General features: G+C 73.5%; 9 protein-coding genes. 6 read left to right on the forward strand and 3 right to left on the reverse strand.

All coding sequences use genetic code 11. The features are described 5' to 3' along the window. The first annotated feature begins 96 nt into the window (after positions 1–96). The gene (locus WMF43_RS15525; protein WP_437681083.1) at positions 97–3,993 is read left to right on the forward strand and encodes a M36 family metallopeptidase; all 3,897 of its coding nucleotides are present in this window, start codon (positions 97–99) and stop codon (positions 3,991–3,993) included. Here WMF43_RS15525 and WMF43_RS15530 read toward each other — a convergent pair. Both WMF43_RS15530 and WMF43_RS15535 read right to left on the reverse strand, forming a co-directional pair. Next, complete coding sequence (locus WMF43_RS15530) at positions 3,990–5,261, reverse strand: serine/threonine-protein kinase (RefSeq protein ID WP_437681085.1); 1,272 nt, start codon at positions 5,259–5,261, stop codon at positions 3,990–3,992. The two genes, WMF43_RS15525 and WMF43_RS15530, sit on opposite strands and share 4 nt — an antisense overlap. 658 nt (positions 5,262–5,919) lie before the next feature. After that, positions 5,920–7,122 (reverse strand): hypothetical protein, encoded by a 1,203-nt coding sequence (locus tag WMF43_RS15535; RefSeq protein WP_437681087.1) that lies wholly within the window; start codon positions 7,120–7,122, stop codon positions 5,920–5,922. Between the two features lie 324 nt (positions 7,123–7,446). On the opposite strand from WMF43_RS15535, the gene WMF43_RS15540 reads away from it, so the two are divergent. The 3 genes from WMF43_RS15540 (at position 7,447) to WMF43_RS15550 (ending at position 16,839) form a co-directional block, all read left to right on the forward strand. After that, a complete protein-coding gene (locus WMF43_RS15540) occupies positions 7,447–11,835 on the forward strand; it encodes a DEAD/DEAH box helicase (RefSeq protein ID WP_437681089.1) in 4,389 nt (1,462 codons plus the stop codon). Positions 11,836–12,225: 390 nt separating this feature from the next. Beyond that, positions 12,226–13,530 carry an efflux RND transporter periplasmic adaptor subunit gene (locus WMF43_RS15545; protein WP_437681091.1) on the forward strand — a complete coding sequence of 435 codons (1,305 nt, stop codon included), beginning with the start codon at positions 12,226–12,228 and terminating at the stop codon, positions 13,528–13,530. Then, positions 13,531–16,839: an efflux RND transporter permease subunit gene (locus WMF43_RS15550; protein WP_437681092.1), complete on the forward strand. Its 3,309-nt coding sequence runs from the start codon at positions 13,531–13,533 to the stop codon at positions 16,837–16,839. A gap of 67 nt (positions 16,840–16,906) precedes the next feature. Here the strand turns inward: WMF43_RS15550 and WMF43_RS15555 are convergent, their stop codons facing one another. Then, positions 16,907–17,299 (reverse strand): DUF423 domain-containing protein, encoded by a 393-nt coding sequence (locus tag WMF43_RS15555; protein WP_437681094.1) that lies wholly within the window; start codon positions 17,297–17,299, stop codon positions 16,907–16,909. 81 nt (positions 17,300–17,380) lie between these two features. Between WMF43_RS15555 and WMF43_RS15560 the strand changes: the two genes are divergently transcribed. Both WMF43_RS15560 and WMF43_RS15565 read left to right on the forward strand, forming a co-directional pair. Further along, a complete protein-coding gene (locus tag WMF43_RS15560) occupies positions 17,381–17,767 on the forward strand; it encodes a hypothetical protein (protein ID WP_437681096.1) in 387 nt (128 codons plus the stop codon). 89 nt (positions 17,768–17,856) lie between these two features. Continuing rightward, positions 17,857–19,050, forward strand: coding sequence for a DivIVA domain-containing protein (locus tag WMF43_RS15565; protein WP_437681098.1), 1,194 nt, complete (start codon positions 17,857–17,859; stop codon positions 19,048–19,050).

A 19,050-nucleotide genomic window follows, 5' to 3' on the forward strand; every position in this document is an offset into this window, starting at 1 on the left:
GACCTTCGCCTGCAAGGCCGGTAAGGCCGGTTCCCCCGGAGCCACATCGATCCGGCGGCATGACCGCTGTATTCAGTCACGCACGGAGAAGATCGGATGAAGCGTTCCCTTCGCTGTCTCACGCTCTCGCTCGCGCTCCTCGCCGGCGCGCACGCGCACGCCGCCACCCGGCCCGACGCCAAGGCGACCCTGCGCGCGAAGGCGCCGGCCGCCCCGGCGGATCCGCTCGCCCGGGCCGGCGCGCTCGCCGCGCGCGCGGGCGGGATCGTCACGGCCGTCGACGAGCGGCGCGGCGTCCCGACCTTCCTCTGGGCGGCGCGCGGCGCGGCGCAGACGCTCGCCGCCGGGACGACCCCGGAGGCGGCCGCGCGGCGCTACCTGGACCGCTTCGCCGAGGCCTACGGCCTGCCCAGGGCCGCGCTGGACACGGCCGAGGTGGTCCACGTCCACGACCTCGGCCAGGGGCCGATCATCGTGATCCTGCGCCAGCGCGTGGACGGCGCCGAGGTATTCCAGAACGACGTGAAGGTGCTGCTGCGGCAGAACCTCGATCTCGTCGCCATCTCCGGCAACCTGCACGCGGCCGCCGTGCCCGCGAAGCCCGCGGGCGGCGGCCGCGCGTTCCGCCTCGCGCCAGCGCACGCGCTCGCGCGGGCGCTCGAGGAGCTCTACGGGATCCACGCGGGGCCGGGCGACGTCGTCGACGCGCAGCGCACCGCCGGCGACTACCGGGTCTTCGATCTCGCGCCGGGCGGCGCGCTCGCGGCCGCGGGCCTCCACCTCGTCGAGCCGGCGCGCGTGAAGAAGGTCTTTTTCCCGACGGCGGACGCGCTGGTGCCGGCGTACTTCGTCGAGTTCATCTCGGGCCGGGGAACGTCTCTTTCCTCGGACGCGTACGATTACGTGATCGCGGCGGACGACGGCCGCGCGCTCTACCGGCGGGATCTCGTCGAGAGCGACGTGTTCACGTACCGCGTCTGGGCCGAGCCCACCGGGAACGGCCGGCCGCTCGACGGGCCGCAGGCGGACTTCACGCCGCACCCGAGCGGGACGCCGGACCGGTCTCAACCGGAGTTCCTGCCGGCGCAGCTCGTCTCGATGGAGGGCTTCAACAGGAACCCGGACGGCGCGGCCGATCCCTGGCTGCCCCGGAACGCGTCGCAGACCCTCGGCAACAACGTGGACGCCTACGCCGACCACCGGAGCCCCGACGGCTACTCGAACGGCGACCTCCGGGCGACGACCACGTCGGAGCGGACGTTCGACCGCGTCTACGACCCCTCGCTCGAGCCGCTGTCGAGCGAGGAGCAGACCATGGCCTCGGTGACCCAGCTGTTCTACGTGAACAACTGGCTGCACGACTGGTACTACGACTCGGGCTTCGACGAGGCCGCCGGCAACGCCCAGCAGGACAACTTCGGCCGCGGCGGCCTCGGCGGCGACCCGATGCACGCCGAGGCGCAGGACGGCGCGCTGAACCCGGAGGGCAAGCGCAACAACGCGGACATGACCGCCATGTCCGACGGCGCCTCGCCGCGCATGCAGATGTACCTCTGGAACAGCCAGGACCTCCGGCGCTCGCTGACGATCGCGCCGGGCGGCGCGAGCCTGACCACCAACTTCGCGACCTTCGGCGACGCGCATTTCAACGTCACGGGCGAGGTCGTCCTCGTGGACGACGGGGAGGACGCGACGCCCGACGACGCGGTGGACGGCACACGCGACGGCTGCCAGGCGCCGCTCTACAACGTCGCCGGCAAGATCCTGCTCGTGGACCGGGGCAGCTGCACGTTCAAGCAGAAGGCGGTGAACGCCGAGGCCGCGGGCGCGATCGGCCTCCTGCTCGCCAACAACGCGGCCGGCGCCGCGCCCCCGCCCATGCCGAACGGCGCGCCCGAGGCGGCCGTGGTGACCATCCCGGTGCTCTCCATCCCCTTCGAGGAGGGGGCCACCCTGAAGGCCGCGCTCCTGGAGGGGACGGTCACGGCCACGATGGAGCGCGAGGCGGGCATCGTGCGCGACGGCACGATCGACAACACCATCATCGCCCACGAGTGGGGGCATTACATCCACCGGCGACTGACCCGCTGCGGCACGGACCAGTGCAGCGCGCAGAGCGAGGGGTGGGGCGACTTCATCGCGCTGCACATGGCGATGCGCGATGGGGACGACCTCGAGGGCACGTTCGCGCTCACGATTTACGCGGACGAGGAGAACGGGGACAGCGGCTACTTCGGGGGCCGGAGGTCGCCTTACACGGTCAACTTCGAGAAGAACGCGTTCACGTTCAGGCACATCTCCGACGGGGTGGAGCTCCCCCACCACCCGCAGCTCCCGAGCCCCGCGGTGGAGAACTCCGAGCAGCACAACGCCGGCGAGGTCTGGGCGCTCATGCTGTTCGAGGGCTACGTCGCGCTGCTCACGCGGGAGGAGGGCGGGGAGCGCGTGTACACGTTCGAGGAGGCGCGGCGGCTCATGTCCGACCTCATCGTGGCGGGGATGAAGCTCGCGCCGATGGACGCGACCTACACGGAGCAGCGGGACGCGCTGCTCGCGGCGGCGGCCGCGCGGAGCGAGGCCGACATGCTGGCGCTCGCGGGCGGCTTCGCCCGGCGCGGGGCGGGGACGTGCGCCGCGTCGCCGCCGCGCGACTCGGAGGACTTCGCCGGCGTGGTGGAGGGCTTCGAGCTGAAGCCGTGGGCGGCCGTCTCGGTGGCGCAGGTGGGCGACGCCGCGAGCTCCTGCGACGAGGACGGCTTCCTCGACGGCGGCGAGCGCGGCGCCGTGACGTTCGAGGTGCGGAACGCCGGCCCCGTGCCGCTCGCCGGGGCCCAGGCGACGGTCACGTCGAGCAGCGCCCGCGTGACCTTCCCGGGCGGGGCGACGGTCCCGGTGCCGGAGGTCCCGCCGTTCGGCGCCGCGACGGTCGTGGTCGACGTGAACGTGGACGACGCGGTGCAGGAGACCGAGACGGTGGAGCTGCGCGTGGAGGTCGCCGCGCCGGAGGCGTGCGAGGCGACGGTCGCGGCGGTCGCGGGGGCGCGGCTCCACGTGGACGACGTGCCGGAGGTGTCCAGCGTCGATTCCGTCGAGAGCGAGGCGCCCGTGTGGACGAAGGACGGCGTCGAGGCGGACGCGATCTGGTCGCGCGAGAAGACCGATCTGACGAACCACGCGTGGCGCGGCGTCGACTACCCGAGCCTCTCCCAGACGCAGCTCGTGTCGCCGCCGCTCTCGGTGGGCGAGGGCGAGCCGCTCGTCCTCGAGTTCAACCACCGCTACTCGTTCGAGATCACGCCCGCGGCGGACGACGTCGCGGCGATCCACTGGGACGGCGGGCTCATCGAGATCAGCGGCGACGACGGGGCGACGTGGGAGGACGTCTCCGTCTACACGGACGCCGGGTATACCGGTCCCATCGGGAACACGGTCGACGAGCCGTCGGTCAATCCGCTGGCCGGGCGCCAGGGGTACATCGGGGCGAACGAGGCCTGGCCGGCGCAGCAGCAGGTGACGCTCGATCTGGGCACGTCGTTCGCGGGGAAGACCGTGCGGGTCCGCTTCCGCATCGGCACGGACGCGTACGCGGGCGATTTCGGCTGGGAGATCGACGACATCGCGTTCCGCGGCATCACGAACACGCCGTTCGGCGCGCTCGTGCCCGACGAGGGCCGCTGCGGGGATACGCCGGCCGGCGAGGGCGGCGCGGGCGGCGCGGGCGGCGCGGGCGGCGCGGGCGGCGGGGCCGGTGGGGAAGGCGGCGAGGGCGGCGCGGGAGGCGCTTTCGGGGGCGCGGGAGGCGCCGGCGGTAGCGGCGGGGTCGACGTGCCGGCCGACGGCCCCGGGCTGGTCGTGGACGACGACGGGTGCGGCTGCGAGGTCGCCGGCGGCGCGGCCGGGAGGACCGCGGGGCCGCTCGCGTCGGTGCTGGGCCTGGCCCTGGCGGGGCTGCGGCGGCGCCGGAGCCAGGGGCGAGGCCGGCGCTCGCGCTAGCGCGGCACGGGACCGGAGGCCGGGCTGCCGGCCTCCGGGTCATCACTCCAGTCGACGGCGATGGAGTCTTCCCGTTTCACGGTACCCGGGCCGTTCCACTCGACGGTGATGGAGTCGTCGTTCGGGGGCGCCTCATCGCTCCAGTCGACGGCGATGGAGTCGGCGTGCGTCGGGCCGCTCGCGGGGACAACGTCCGCCGGGGCGCCGCTCGCGGGGACGACGCTCGCGGCGACGGCCCTCACGGGGACCGTGCTCGGCGGGAGCGTGTCGGCCAGGCTCCCCGCGTCCGGGACAACGGGCGATCTTCGCCCCCGCAGCGTGATCGCCTCCGCATCGCGGGCGAACCGCGACGCGTAGGGGGGCGGCTCGCCGCGCAGGAGGGCGCGCACGTCCCCGAGCATCTCGCGGGCGTCGGGGTAACGCTGGTCGCGATCGAAGGCGAGCGCGCGATCGACGACGAGGCACACGTCGCGCGGGGTGGTGGGCGATCGCGTCGCGAGCGGCGGCGCGGGCTCCTTGCCCATCTTCAGCAGGAGATCGAAATCGGTGCTCGCCTCGTGCACGTGGTGGCCGGCGATGAGGCGGAACATCGTGGCGCCCACCGCGAACAGGTCGGCGCGAGGGTCGATGTCGCGGCCCTTCGCCTGCTCCGGCGGCATGTACGGCGTCGTGCCGAGCACGAGGCCCATCTTCGTGAGCTCCCCCTGGAGGCTGGAGTCCTGGCGGATGCGCGCGAGGCCGAAATCGAGCACCTTGATGCGCTCGCCGCGGTCGGGCTGGGCCGCGCGGGCGAAGGGCGCGCCGGCGCCGTCCTCGTGCACGACGTACAGGTTCGCCGGCTTGATGTCGCGGTGGATGATCCCCTGCGCGTGCGCCGCGGCGAGGGTGTCGAGCACCTGGGCGGTGACCTGGAGCACCTCCGCGAGCGCGAGGCCGCCGAGGCGGCGCTCGCGGTCCGCGAGCGACTCGCCCTCGAGCAGCTCCATGACCAGGAACGGCGCGCCGTCCTCGGCAACGTCGATGTCGCGGATCTCGACGGCGCCCGGGTGACGGAAGCGGTTCGCGGCCTGCGCCTCGCGCTCGAAGCGGTCGCAGATCTCCTTGGATTTCGCCGCCTGGGGGTGCAGGATCTTGAGGGCGTCGCGGCGCCCGATGCGGTGCACGCCGACATAGACGGCCGCCATGCCGCCGGCGCCGAGGAGCCGCTCCAGGGTCCACTTGTTGCGGACCGTGGTCCCCACGCGTCGTAAGGCGGTGTCGCGGCTCATGGGGTCCTTGCGCTCGGTCCTCGCGTTCATGGAAGCGGCCCGGGGGCACGCGGTCAAGCCGGAGGCGGGCGGCGCGGCATGGCGGACGGCGGTCGAGGCGTGCGGGCTCTGCTGCGCCGCGCGTGGGTGGTGATAGGTCCACCCGGTGCGCCGGGCACGCCATGTTCTCCGAGGAGCCTCCACGCGACGCACCCTGGTCCGGGGTGCGCGCCGGGATCTCGCGAGCGCTCCAGGCCTGCCTGAAGGGCGCTCGCATCGCGTCGCAGGCGAGAGCCGAGCTCGCCGCGGCCCCACGGCGGCAGGAGCGAACGCGGCGCGGCCCATCCAGGCGCCTGTTCGATGACGGGGGACCAGGCGCCTGGAGCGCTCGAAGCGGCGTCCACACGGGGGCCCTCAAGGTCGTCCTGGACGCATCGATGGCTCGTCGCTGACCTCGCCGCGATCCCGTGCCTCGGCTCATGGGGCATCCGAAGAGGCCACCGCCTCAAGCGGTGATTCCCCTGCTGCTCGGGTGTGAACGCGGCCGAACGTCATCGGGGCTTGCCAGGGGAGTAGGTATGGACTGAATCGCTCTTGGGTGGGCCAGCTCGAGCTCCGCTGTGTGCGACAAAATCCGGCCGCGCTCGGAGTGCGTCCTCTCACGAATCCGTACAGCGCGTCACCGGCTCACCGGCTCCGAGAGCCAGCGCACCAGCGCATCGCCCTCGAGATCGAGCAAGGCGTCCTCGACCTCGCCCGGGCCGACCGCCTTGGCGCGCTCGACGATGGCGCGCTCTTCCTTTCGCGTCGGCGTTCGCCCGACCCGCCGCGCGAAGAGGCGTCCGAGCAGCTCCGCGATCGCCTGCTCCTTGCCTTGCTGCTCTCCTTTCTGCACTCCCCTCAACTCTCCCCGCTGCTCCGCCTCCCGCGCGAGCTGCTGCGCGCGCTCCTGTGCGAGCTGCTGCGCGCGCTCCTGTGCGAGCTGCTGCGCGCGCTCCTGTGCGAGCTGCTGCGCGCGCTCCTGTGCGAGCTGCTGCGCGCGCTCCTGCGCGAGCTGCTGCGCGCGCTCCTGTGCGAGCTGCTGCGCGCGCTCCTGTGCGAGCTGCTGCGCGCGCTCCTGCGCGAGCTGCTGCACGCGCTCCTGTGCGAGCTGCTGCGCGCGCTCCTGCGCAACCTTCTGCACGAGCTCTTTGATGCCCGGCAGCCTCAGGATCAGCTCTGTCTCCATCTCCCGTGTCAGCATCCTGATCTCCTCCAGCAGATTGTGTCTCCAGGGATCGACGGTCGCCATCACCAAAAATGCTGTGAACAGATCGACTTGCTCCTCGTAATTCGCCGCCCCAGCGCGGATCTCCGCGGCGACATCCCGCATCTTCGCCGCCGTCGCGTCTCGGGCGAGCGGGGCGAACACCAGCCAGAGCAAGCTGCCGCGCGCCCGGAGCTCGGCGACCGTGCGCTGGTAGACCGCGTCGATTTTGAAATGAACGCCGCTGAACCGCCGCTCCGGCCAGGCGGTGCGGCGCGCGCCCGTCGGGGGCAGGCGCCGCCTGCCGCCCGTGAGGACCACGACGACGCTCTCGATGGGTGGCACTCGCTCCCTGGGCGATTCCCTGCGAAGCGCCGTGAACAGGAAGCCGAGGTACTCGAAGATGCGATCCGGCACATCGTCGCGCAGCGAGAAGCAGAACTCGACGTGGAGCACGCGCTGCTCGCCGCCGACGCGCAGGCGCAGGGCCTTGTCGAGGCGACGCTCGAGCGCCGTGAGCTGGGTGTCGATCCAGCCGATCGCCTCGACAGAGCGGCCCTCGGGGACGAACGTGCGCGCCAGATCCTCCGGGCGTCGGCGGGTGATGTGCCGCAAGCTGATGTCGGCGTCTCTCATGCGGCGCGCCCCTCGCAGATCGCGTGCCGGGAGGCGCAGCCGCGAAAACCGCGGGGCTCTCCGGGGAAGCGCACACCTCCCGAGGTGGCGGCGCCATGGCGGCCCCGCGCTCGGTGGCGCCTTGGCGGCCCCGCGCTCGGCGGCGCCACGGCGGCCTCGCACGTGCATCAGATTTCAGAAGAACGCGGCGGCGCCGTCGCTCGCACGAGATGTCCCACGGAGCGCCCGCGTCTCCGCGCCGCGCCCCGCACCCCGTCCGCCCGCGCCCTCCCGCTTCCGGCCCCCCGCCGCGTCGGCTACCCTCGCCCGATGTTTCACCCCGTCGTGGACCGTTGGTTCCGCGGCCGCTTCGGCGCCCCTGCCCCGGCGCAGGAGCGCGCCTGGCCGGTCATCGCGGCCGGTCGCGACACGTTGATCAGCGCGCCCACGGGCGCCGGCAAGACGCTCGCCGCGTTCCTCTTCTGCCTCGACCGCCTCGTCCGCGACGCGGCGCGCGGCGCGCTCGCCGATCGCACGGACGTCCTCTACATCTCGCCGCTGAAGGCGCTCTCGCACGACGTCCACCGCAACCTGGAGCAGCCGATCGCCGAGATCGCCGCCGCCATGGAGGCCGCCGGCCTCCCGCCGCCCGGCATCCGCGCGCTCGTGCGCACGGGCGACAGCCCCGCCGCGGAGCGCCGCGCCATGGCGGCTCGCCCGCCGCACGTGCTCGTCACCACCCCGGAGTCGGCGTTCATCCTGCTGACGAGCGCGTCCGGGCGGCGCGCGCTCTCGGGCGTGCGCACCGTCATCGTCGACGAGGTCCACGCCGTCGCCGCCGACAAACGCGGCGCCCACCTCGCGCTCACGCTCGAGCGGCTCGAGGACCTCGTCGCGTCCCAGGGCGGCGCCCGGCCGCAGCGCGTCGGCCTGAGCGCCACCGTGCGCCCGATCGAGGTCGCCGCGCGGCTCTTCGCCGGCGCCCGCGCGCTGCCGGAGATCGTCGACGTCGGGCAGCGCCGCGATCTCGACCTCGCGATCGAGGTGCCCCGCGACGAGCTCGGCGCCGTCTGCACGAACGAGCAGTGGTCCGAGATCTACGACCGCCTCGCGGCCCTCGCCGGCGAGGCGCGGTCGACGCTCGTCTTCGTCAACACGCGCCGCCTCGTCGAGCGGGTCGCGCACGCGCTCGCCGAGCGGCTCGGCGAGGACGTGGTCGCGGCCCACCACGGCAGCCTCTCGCGGGCGCGGCGCCTCGCGGCGGAGAGGCGGCTCAAGGCCGGGGAGCTCCGCGTCGTCGTGGCGACCGCGTCGCTCGAGCTCGGCATCGACGTGGGCGCGGTCGACCTCGCCTGCCTCGTGGGCTCGCCCCGGTCGATCAACGTCGCGCTCCAGCGCATCGGCCGGTCGGGCCACGCGCTCGCCGCGACGCCGCGCGGGCGGCTCTTCCCGCTCACCCGCGACCAGCTCGTCGAGTGCGCGGCCATCGTGCGCGCGGCGCGGCGCGGCGAGCTCGACCGGATCGCCGCGCGCGAGGGGCCGCTCGACGTGCTCGCCCAGCAGATCGTCGCCGCGTGCGCGTGCGAGGAGCGCGACGAGGAGGCGCTCTACGCGCTCGTCCGCCGCGCCGCGCCCTACGCCGACCTCTCGCGCCGCGACTTCGACGCGGTCGTGGCGATGGTGTCGGGCGGCGCCGCGGGCCCCTCCGAGGAGGGCGCCTCCGCCGCCCGGGGCGCGCGGCAGCGGCCCGGGGCGCTCGTCTACCGCGACGCGATCGGCGGGCGGCTGCGCGGGCGGCGCGGGGCGCGCCTCGCGGCGCTCACCTCGGGCGGCGCGATCCCGGACATCGCCGCCGTCGACGTGGTGCTGCAGCCCGACGGCACGAAGGTCGGCTCCCTCGACGAGGACTTCGCCATCGAGTCGTCCGCGGGCGACGTGTTCCTCCTCGGCAACACCTCGTGGCGCGTGAGCCGGCTGGAGGGCGGCCAGATGTGGGTCGAGGACGCCCACGGCGCCGCGCCGACCGTGCCGTTCTGGCTCGGCGAGGCGCCCGCGCGCACGCCGGAGCTCTCGACCGAGGTCGCGGCGCTCAGGCGCGAGATCGCGGCGCGCCTCGCCGAGGAGAGGGCCGAGGCCGGAGGGGGCGGCGCGCGCCTCGGCCGGTCGAGCACGGCGCGCTGGCTCATGGAGGCGTGCGCGCTCGACGAGCGCGGCGCGCTGCTCGTGCGCGACTACATCGAGGCGGGGCGCGCGGCGCTCGGGGCGGTCCCGGACGGCGCGACGATCGTGGTCGAGCGCTTCTTCGACGAGGCCGGGGGGCAGCAGATCGTCGTGCACACGCCGCTCGGGGGCCGCGTGAACCGCGCGCTCGGGCTCGCGCTGCGCAAGCGCTTCTGCCGCTCGTTCGATTTCGAGCTCCAGGCGGCGGCGACCGACGACGGCGTGCTGCTCTCGCTGTCGGCGGAGCACGGGCTGCCGCTCGAGGACGTGCTCGAGCTGGTCCGCCCCGAGGGGCTCGAGGAGGTGCTCGTCCAGGCGGCGCTCCAGGGGCCGATGTTCCGCACGCGCTTCCGCTGGGCCGCCTCCCGCGCGCTCTCGCTCTTGCGCTTCCGGGGGGGCCGGCGGGTGCCGCCGGCGCTCCAGCGCATGCGCGCGGACGACCTCTTGCTCTCGATCTTCCCCGAGCAGCAGGGCTGCCAGGACAACCACGGGCTCTTCGCGCACGTCGATCCGCCGGACCACCCGCTCGTGCGCGAGGCGCTGCGCGACTGCCTGACCGAGCTCATGGACGTCGAGGGGCTGCGCGCCCTCCTCGTCGGCCTGCGGAGCGGCGCGATCCGCGCCGTGACGCTCGACACGCCGGAGCCGAGCGTCTTCTCGCACGAGATCCTGAACGCGAACCCCTACGCCTTCCTCGACGACGCCCCGCTCGAGGAGCGCCGCGCCCGCGCCGTCCGGGTGCGGCGCGGGCTGCCGGCCGAGGTCGCCGAGCGGCTCGGCGGGCTCGATCCGGAGGTCATCGCGGAGGTGGTCGAGGAGGCGCGGCCGCGTGCGCGGGATGAAGACGAGCTGCACGAGCTCCTGCTCGACCGCGTGGCGCTCCCGGCGGCCGAGGGGGCGCAGCGCGGCTTCGCGCGGCTGTTCGCGGCCCTCGCGGCGGCGGGCAGGGCCGCGGAGGTGTCCGCTGCGCCGGGCGCGCCGCCGGGCGCGCCGCGCTGGGTCGCGACCGAGCGGCGGCCCCTCGTCGAGGCGATCTGGCCGGGGGCGGTGTTCACGCCCGACGTCGTCGTGCCGCCCGCCGTGCGCGAGGCCGCCGGGGCCGACCGGGGCGCCGCGATCACGGCCCTCGTGCGCGGCTTCCTGAGCGCCGCGGGGCCGACCACGACCGAGGAGATCGCGCGGCGGCTCGACGTGCCCGCGGACGAGGCCCTGGCCTCGCTCGCGCGGATCGAGCTCTCGGGCGGCGCGATGCGCGGCCGCTTCCGCGCGGGCGGGCCGCAGATCGCGCGGCCGGGCGCGGGCGGGGCCGCGGGTGATCTCTCGACCGAGTGGTGCGATCGCCGCCTCCTTGCCCGCATCCACCGCCGCACCGTCTCGGGCTTGCGCAAGGCGATCGAGCCGGCGACCGCGGCGGAGCTCATCCGGTTCCTCCTCGGGTGGCAGGGCGTGCGGCCGGGCACCCAGGCGCGCGGGCCGGGGGGCCTCGGGCGCGTGATCGAGCAGCTGCAGGGCTTCGAGCTCGCCGCGGGGGCGTGGGAGCGCGAGGTGCTGCCCGCGCGCGTGGCCGGCTACGACGAGCGGCTGCTCGACGCGCTCTGCCTCTCCGGCGAGGTGGCGTGGGGCCGCGTGGTCCCGCGCGAGGCGGCGGGGCCCACGCGCGCGGCGCCGATCACGCTGGCGCTGCGCCGCGATCTGCCGTGGCTGCTCGCGCCGCGGGAGCCCGAGGGCGAGGCGTCGCCGGCGTCGCTGTCCGAGGCGGCGCGGGGCGTGCTGTCGTTCCTGTCGCGCGCGGGCGCGTCGTTCTTCGACGACATCGCGGCGGGCGCGGGCCGATCTCGCGCCGAGGTCGAGGAGGCGCTCTGGGAGCTCGTCGCCGCCGGGCTCGTGACCGGCGACGGCTTCGCGGCCCTGCGCGCCCTGCTCGGCGGCGGGGCGGCCCTCGGGCTGGGGGAGGGGCGGCTGCGAGGCGGCCGCCGGGCGGGCCCCGTCGCGGCGGGCAGGTGGTCGCTGCTGCGGGCGCACCCGGAGGCGGCCGCGCTCGCCGCAGGCGCAGGCGCGGGCGCGGGGCGCGAGGGCGGCGACGGCGCAGACGTGGTCGAGGCGCTCGCGCTCCAGTACCTGCGCCGCTACGGCGTGGTCTGCCGCGAGCTGCTCGCGCGCGAGCCGCGGCCGCCGGCGTGGCGCGACCTCCTCCGGGTCTACCGGCGGCTCGAGATGACCGGGGAGCTCCGGGGCGGGCACCTCATCGCCGGCTTCGTCGGCGAGCACTTCGCGCTGCCCGAGGCGCTCGACGCGCTCCGCGCCGTCCGCCGCGAGCCGCCGTCCGGCGAGATCGTCGAGATCTGCGCGTGTGACCCGCTGAACCTCGTCGGCATCGTCACGCCGGGGCCGCGCATCCCCGCCGTCCTCGGGAACGTCGTCATCTACCGCGACGGCGTGCCGCTCCTGCCGATGGCCGCGGCGCCGGTCGGGCGGGGGCGGGCGGTGGCCGCCGCGCCCGAAGCGGTGGTGTGAGCGGCGCGGCGGCAGCCTCATCACTTCATTGCGCTTGCCACGACAAGGGGGGGCCCATCGGGCGGATATCACCCGCATCGGCTCACCGACGCTCAATGAGCCATGATGACGCGCCAGGCGCCCGAGCCGACGACGGTGCCCGTCATTCGACGAAAAGTCAGCCCACGCCGCCTGCGTCATGTGCTCGCCGGGCATCGCGCCCTGAGCGCTGACCGCAGAGATCGTTGACACGCGCGGTCCGCAGCCCGCCCGAGAATACGCGCCCAGGGGCGCCCGTGCGCGCGCCGCGCCTCGCCCGTATCCACGTTGCGCTCCAACGGTGATGCGTCAATATCCCTTCACAAACAAGGCGCTCGGGGGGGCGTTCCTGGTCATCTGAGGCCGCCATCCATGTGGATCCCCCAGCTCGCGCTTCGCTGTCCCCGGATCTTCACGACACACACACCGGCCACTTCCAGAGCGTCTTGGACACTCTGGATCGCGGTCTTCGCCGTCTTCCAGTGCCTTGCGTGCGGCAAGGACTCAGCGCCTCGACCTGAAGGCGCCAAGGCCGAGAACGCTGCGGCGCCCGGCGCCAAGGCGGAGAACGCCGCGGCGTCCGGCGCCAAGGAGGTGACGCTGGTCCCGGTGACGGAGGTCGTGATTGAACAAACCATCGACATCTCGGGCACCCTGGACGCCGATGAGCAGGTGACGCTTGGGGCCAAGGTGCCGGGGCGCCTCGCCTCGATCGCGGTGGACCTCGCGAGCCCCGTGACGCGGGATCAGGTGATCGCGCAGCTCGAGACAAGGGACTACGAGCTGCGGATAGAGCAGGCCGCGGCCGCGCTGGCGCAGAGCCGCGCCCAGCTCGGGTTGCCTCAGGACGGGCCGGACACCGAGCTCGACGTCGAGGACACGGCCATCGTGCGGCAGGCCAGCGCCACGCTGAAGGAGGCGCAGGCGAACCAGGTCCGGGCGCGCAACCTCGCCAAGGAAGGGCTGATATCGGGCATGGACCTCGACGCGGCCGAGGCGGCCGCGGTCCGCGCGGAGAGCGGTCTCCAGTCGGCGCGGGAGGAGGTGCGCATCCGCGAGGCGACCGTGCGCCAGCGGCGCTCCGAGCTGCGCATGGCGCGGCAGCAGCTCGCGGACGCCGTGGTGCGGTCGCCGATCGACGGCGTGGTCCAGCTGCGGCGGGCGAGCGTCGGCCAGTACCTCGCCGCGGGCGCGCCGATCGCCGACATCGTCCGGATCGACCCGCTGCGGCTGCGCGTGGCCATCCCGGAGCTCGAGGCGGCGGGCGTGCGGCAGGGGCAGGTCGTGCGCGTCACCGTCCCGGGAGACCGCGCGACCTACCCCGGCGCGGTCGCGCGCCTCGCGCCCGCGCTCGACCCGCAGAGCCGGACGCTGCTCGTGGAGAGCGACATCAAGAACCCCGGCCACCTGCGGCCGGGCAGCCTCGTCACCGCGCAGATCGTCGTGGACGCGAAGCCGGCGCCCACCGTGCCCGCGAGCGCCATCGTCCGGTTCGCCGGGCTCTCGAAGCTGATCACGGTCGAGAACGGCAAGGCCAAGGAGAAGCCGGTGACGACCGGGAGGGCCGCGGGGGATCGCGTCGAGATCGTCTCCGGGCTCGCGGTGGGCGAGCTGGTCGTCGCCGAGCCCGGATCGCTCCAGCAAGGGCAGCCCGTCCGCGTGAAAGAGGGGGGCTAGATGCAGACGCTCGCCAGGATCTGCATCCAGCGGCCGGTGTTCGCCGCGATGCTGGGGCTCGCGCTCGTCGTCGTCGGCGCCGCGGCGTACTTCAACCTGGGCGTGGACCGCTTCCCCGCGGTGGATCTGCCGACGGTCTCGGTCCGCACGACGCTCCCCGGCGGCGCGCCCGAGGACGTCGAGGCCGAGATCTCCGAGGAGATCGAGGAGGCCGTCAACACCGTCGAGGGGATCACCGAGCTCCGCTCGGTCTCGTCGAGCGGCACCTCCGTCGTCATCGCCACCTTCAACCTCGACCGGGACGTCGACTCCGCGGCCCAGGACGTGCGCGACCGCGTGCAGGCGGTCCTGCGCAACCTGCCCGTGGGCACCGAGCCGCCCATCATCGCGAAGCAGGACAACGACGCGACCCCGGTCATGTCGATCGCCGTCACCGCCGACCGGTCGATCCGGGAGCTCACCGAGGTCGCGGACAAGCTCGTGCGCGTGCAGCTCGAGCGCTCGTCGGGCGTCGGCGAGGTGCGTGTCGTCGGCGGGCAGGAGCGCGCCATCAAGATCTGGCTGAACGCCGACCGGCTCGCCGCGTACGGGCTCGCGGTCACCGCCGTCCGGGAGGCCATCGTCGAGCAGAACGCGAACATCCCGGCGGGGAACGTCACCGGGCGCGAGCAGGAGCGCACGCTGCGCACGATGGGCCGCGTCAAGAACGCGGGCGACTTCAACAACCTGGTCGTCGCCAGCGTCGACGGGAGGCCCGTCCGGGTGCGCGACATCGGCTACGCCGAAGACGGCACCTACGAGCAGCGGTCGCTGGCCCGCCTCGACGGTAAACCCACGGTCGTCCTCGACGTCGTGCGGCAGTCGGGCGCGAACACCGTCGCGGTGATCGAGGCCGTGAAGGCCAACGTGGCGAAGCTCTCGGAGCAGCTGCCGAGCGACGTGAAGCTCGAGGTGATCCGCGACCAGTCGGGGTACATCTACACGGCGCTGCACGAGATCAACGTGCACCTCGTCCTCGGCAGCATCCTGGCGTGCGCGGTGGTGCTGCTCTTCATGCGGTCGTGGCGGTCCACGATCATCGCCGGCGTCGCGATCCCGACGTCGGTCGTCGCGACCTTCGGCATGATGTGGGCGCTCGACTTCACGCTGAACAGCGTGACGATGCTCGCGCTCGTGCTGATGGTGGGCATCGTCATCGACGACGCGATCGTCGTCCTCGAGAACATCTTCCGCTTCGTCGAGGAGAAGAAGATGAGCTCGTTCGACGCGGCCCGGGCCGCCACGCAGGAGATCGGGCTCGCGGTGCTCGCGACGACGCTGTCGCTCGTCGTCATCTTCGTCCCGGTCTCGTTCATGTCGTCGATCTCCGGGCGGTTTTTGTTCCAGTTCGGGATCACGTCCACCGTCGCGATCCTCGTGAGCCTGCTCGTCAGCTTCACGCTGACGCCGATGATGAGCGCGCGCCTGCTCCGCAAGGAGGCGGACCGGGCGCACGGCGCGGGCGGGAGCGGCGGCGAGGGCGCGAGCGAGTCGTCGACCTCGCGCGGCGGCTTCTACGCGCGGCTCGACGCCTGGTATACGCGCGCCCTCTCGTTCGCGATGCGGCACCGCGCGCTCGTCGCCGTCTCCGGGCTGGCGGTGGTGGCGTCCGCGGTCCCGCTCTACGGGCTCGTGAAGCAGGAGTACATCCCCTCCGGCGCCGATGACGCCGAGTTCGAGATCCGCGTCACCGCCCCGCTCAGCGCGAGCATCGGCGCGATGGACGACGTGATGCGGCGGATCGGCGACGACGTGCGCAACGTGCGCGGGGTGCGCAGCGTGCTCGTCTCGGCGGGCGGCAGCTTCGTGAGCGGCGTCAACTCGGGGGAGGTGTTCGTCCGGATCGCGCCGCACGACGAGCGCACGTTCTCGCTGACCCGGCTGTTCCGGGAGACGATCCTGGGCAACCCCGTCCGCGCGTTCCGGGGGAATTACTCGCAGAACGACGTGATGCAGGAGGTGCGGCGCGCGCTGCGCAAGTACCCCGACCTCCGGATCTCGGTCCGCAACGTGCCGTCGTTCAACATCGGCGGCGGGAACTTCGAGATCGATTTCGCCATCCAGGGGCCCGAGATCGAGGCGCTCGAGCGGTACGCGAACGAGCTCCGGGAGCGCGCCATGAAGCTCGGCGGCATCGTGGACGCGGACGTGACGCTGAAGATCGACCGGCCCGAGCTCCGGGTGCTCATCGATCGCGAGCGGGCCGCGGATCTCGGGGTCCGGACCGAGGACATCGCGACCGCGCTCCGCCTCATGGTGGGCGGAGACCAGGAGGTGTCGCGCTTCCGGGACGAGTCCGTCAACGAGAACTACAACGTGCAGCTGCGGGTCATCGAGGAGGACCGCGATCGCCTCGGGGCCGTGAGCCGCCTGTACGTGCCCCGGACGGCGCGCCCGGCGGCGGCGCCGGCGCCAGGCGGCGCCACGGGCGCGGCCGCGCCGCTGCTCCGGGGCGATCTCGTGCGCCTCGACAACCTGGTGACGATCGAGGAGGCGAAGAGCCCGTCCCGCATCGACCGGCTCGACCGCCAGCGCGTCTCGAGCCTGCGGGCCGGCGTCGCGCCCGGCTACGCGCTCGCCGATCGGCTGGAGGCGCTGCGCGGCGCCGCGCGGGAGATGGACATGCCCGCCGCGTACTCCACCAGCGTGCGCGGCCGCGGCGCCGAGCTGGAGCGCACGTTCGCCGAGTTCATCTGGGCGTTCCTCCTGTCGATCGTGCTCATGTACATGATCCTCGCGTCGCAGTTCGAGAGCCTCGTGCACCCGGTCACGATCCTGCTCTCCCTGCCGCTGTCGGTGCCGTTCGCGCTGCTCAGCCTGTGGGCGACGGGGAACACCCTCAACCTGTACTCGGCGCTCGGCTTCCTCGTGCTGTTCGGCGTGGTGAAGAAGAACTCGATCTTGCAGGTCGACCACATGAACAAGCTCCGCGCCGAGGGCATGCCGCGGGCGGAGGCGATCCTCCAGGCGAACCGCGACCGGCTGCGGCCCATCCTGATGACCACGCTGGCCCTCGTCGCGGGCATGTTGCCGCTCTGGCTGGGCACGGGGCCCGGGGCCGAGGAGCGCCACGCGATCGCGGTGGTGGTGATCGGCGGCCAGTCCCTGAGCTTGTTGCTCACCCTGATTGTGACGCCGGTCTCCTACTCGCTGCTCGACGACCTCGCGCACAGCGAGCGCTGGGGGCGCGCCCGGGCCCGCGTGGGCTCCTGGGGCTCCGCGGTGTTCGCGCAGATCGGCCGGCTGCTCTCCTCGCGCAGGGCGACGTAGGTGAGAGGCCGCCTTCCCGGGGTCGCCGCGCGAGGAGGCGAGCCCCGGTTCGCCTCCTCGGCTGCTGTCAGCCCTTGCCGAGGCCGAGCGCGGCGACCCCCACCGCGCCCCAGCCGGCGAGCAGGAGCAGCCCGCCGAACGGCGTGACCGCGCCGAGCACGCGGACGCCGGTCAGGGTCATGACGTAGAGGCTGCCCGAGAAGAGCAGCGCCCCGCCGGCGAAGCAGAAGCCGGCGGCGGTCGCCGCCGTGCCGCCGGTGCGCGCGGCGAGGTGGGCGGCGAGGGCGAGCGCGAGCGCGTGGGCGAGGTGGTACTGGGCGCCGGTCTCCCACCAGGCCATGCGCTGGGCGCCGTCGGGCCGCGCGGCCAGCCTGGTCTTCAGGCCGTGCGCGCCGAAGGCGCCGAGCGCGACCGCGAGGAAGCCGTAGGCGCCCGAGAGCAGGAAGAAGAGACGTTCCATCGGGCGCGGAGCTTAGCCGATGGCCGGGGTCGTCACGAGCCGCGTTCGGCCGCACGGCTTTATACCGAGTGGACGCTGGCCATGAGCGAGGTGATGCCATTCCGCGTCTTCGAGTACAACTGCCTCACGGCGCTGGCGATGGCGGACGAGGCGCGCGCGAACAAGGGAGAGCCGGTGCCGATCGACAGTGTGGTGGTGATCCTGTCCGGCCGGGAAGAGCCGTGGCCGACGCATGGCTCCTACAGGACCTCGGCGCCAGGTGAGCCGTTCTCCGGGGTGCATTTCCGCCTCGAAGCGGTCTGTCAGCGGACGGTGGCTGAGCTCGAGGCGCGGGGGAGCGTGTTCTGGCTGATCATGCTGGATCTGCCGCCCGACGTCCACGAGCACGCATGCCGTCAGCGAGCCCGCTCCAGCGTCCGGCGTGAATCGAGCCCGCTCCGGCGCTCGCGAGCAGGACTTCCCGCCTGAACACCGCCATTGACGGCCTCCACGCCGTACGCTCTCGTAGAGCGCTGGGGAGCAGCGCCCGGGGGAGCTCCTGTCGGAGGCACAGGGACATGGCGAGCGAGCCCGAAGGAAACCAGAGCGCGAGCCACGGTCTCGAGACCCTGCAAGAGATGCTCTCCGCGCGCCAGCGGGAGCTCTCCGGACAACACGGGACCGACCTCCACGCCTTGCGCACGAAGGTGTGGTTCTCGGTCGCGCTCGGCATCCTCGGCGTCGGCCTGTACGCCGCGCACTTCGGCTCGTGGGCCGTGTTCGCGGAGGTGTTCGCGGCCGGCATCCTCGTCACCGGCGCCGCGGCGCTCGTCGGCACCCTGCTCGGATTCCTGTTCGGGATCCCGCGCACGCTCGTCGACGAGGGCGGCTCGCGCCAGCCACGGGACACCCAGGGCGGCGCCGCCGCGACCCCCGGCGCCGTGGACCGCGTGGTCGCTGTCTACTCTCCGAACACGAACCTCGAGCAGATCTCCGACTGGCTCTCCAAGATCCTCGTGGGCGTCGGGCTCACCCAGCTCAACGATATCCCCACGGCGCTCGTGCGCTTCTCCAATTGGCTCGGCTCAGGCATGCCGCACCACCCGGAAGCGGGGAAGTTCGCCCTGGGCGCCATCGCCTATGCGTCGGTGTTCGGGTTCCTGTACGGCTACATCTGGACGCGCGTGGTCCTGAGCCCGATGTTCCGGCGCGCCGACGAGCAGCTCCGCAAGGCGATCGTGGAGCTCGCCATCGCCGAGCGCTCCGTGAGCAAGGCGATCGCCAAGGCCGCGGTCGTCGAGCGCTCGGCCACGGAGACCGTCGAGCGCGCCCAGGCCAGGGCCGAGCAGGTCCTGCTCGAGGCGCAGCAGCGGGCCGAGCAGCTCGAGGACACGCTGAAGCGGATGCTGGACCGGCTCCACGAGCCCCCCGAGCGCATGGGGTACGCGGACGCGATCCGCATCGCCGAGGAGTACGTCGAGCGCGAAGGCGAGCCGAGCAACTTCCTGTTCTGGCTGCGCTACGCGGCGGCGCAGGGCCAGCGCGCGATCCACGAGCCCAGGGCCTACGAGGACGCGAAGAAGAGCGCCCTCGAGGCCGCCCGCAAGGTCCTCCGCCACAGCCCGGAGATGGGCCGCTACTGGCTCTCGCTCCTCTGCCACCCCGAACACCCCCAGCGCACCGCGGGCGCAGCGGACCTGCAGGTGTTCTTCAAGGAGCCCGAGTTCGTCGCGCTGATCGGCAGCGAGCCGTACGTCCCCGCCAGCAAGTAG

The organism is Sorangium sp. So ce131, assembly GCF_051519095.1.
Lineage (GTDB): Bacteria > Myxococcota_A > Polyangia > Polyangiales > Polyangiaceae > Sorangium.

Coding starts and splice junctions, on each gene's coding strand:
- WMF43_RS15560 (WP_437681096.1), top strand. CDS start 17,381: ATGAGCGAGGTGATGCCATTCCGCGTCTTCGAGTACAACTGCCTCACG.
- WMF43_RS15525 (WP_437681083.1), top strand. CDS start 97: ATGAAGCGTTCCCTTCGCTGTCTCACGCTCTCGCTCGCGCTCCTCGCC.
- WMF43_RS15555 (WP_437681094.1), bottom strand. CDS start 17,299: ATGGAACGTCTCTTCTTCCTGCTCTCGGGCGCCTACGGCTTCCTCGCG.
- WMF43_RS15535 (WP_437681087.1), bottom strand. CDS start 7,122: ATGAGAGACGCCGACATCAGCTTGCGGCACATCACCCGCCGACGCCCG.
- WMF43_RS15565 (WP_437681098.1), top strand. CDS start 17,857: ATGGCGAGCGAGCCCGAAGGAAACCAGAGCGCGAGCCACGGTCTCGAG.
- WMF43_RS15545 (WP_437681091.1), top strand. CDS start 12,226: ATGTGGATCCCCCAGCTCGCGCTTCGCTGTCCCCGGATCTTCACGACA.
- WMF43_RS15550 (WP_437681092.1), top strand. CDS start 13,531: ATGCAGACGCTCGCCAGGATCTGCATCCAGCGGCCGGTGTTCGCCGCG.
- WMF43_RS15530 (WP_437681085.1), bottom strand. CDS start 5,261: ATGAGCCGCGACACCGCCTTACGACGCGTGGGGACCACGGTCCGCAAC.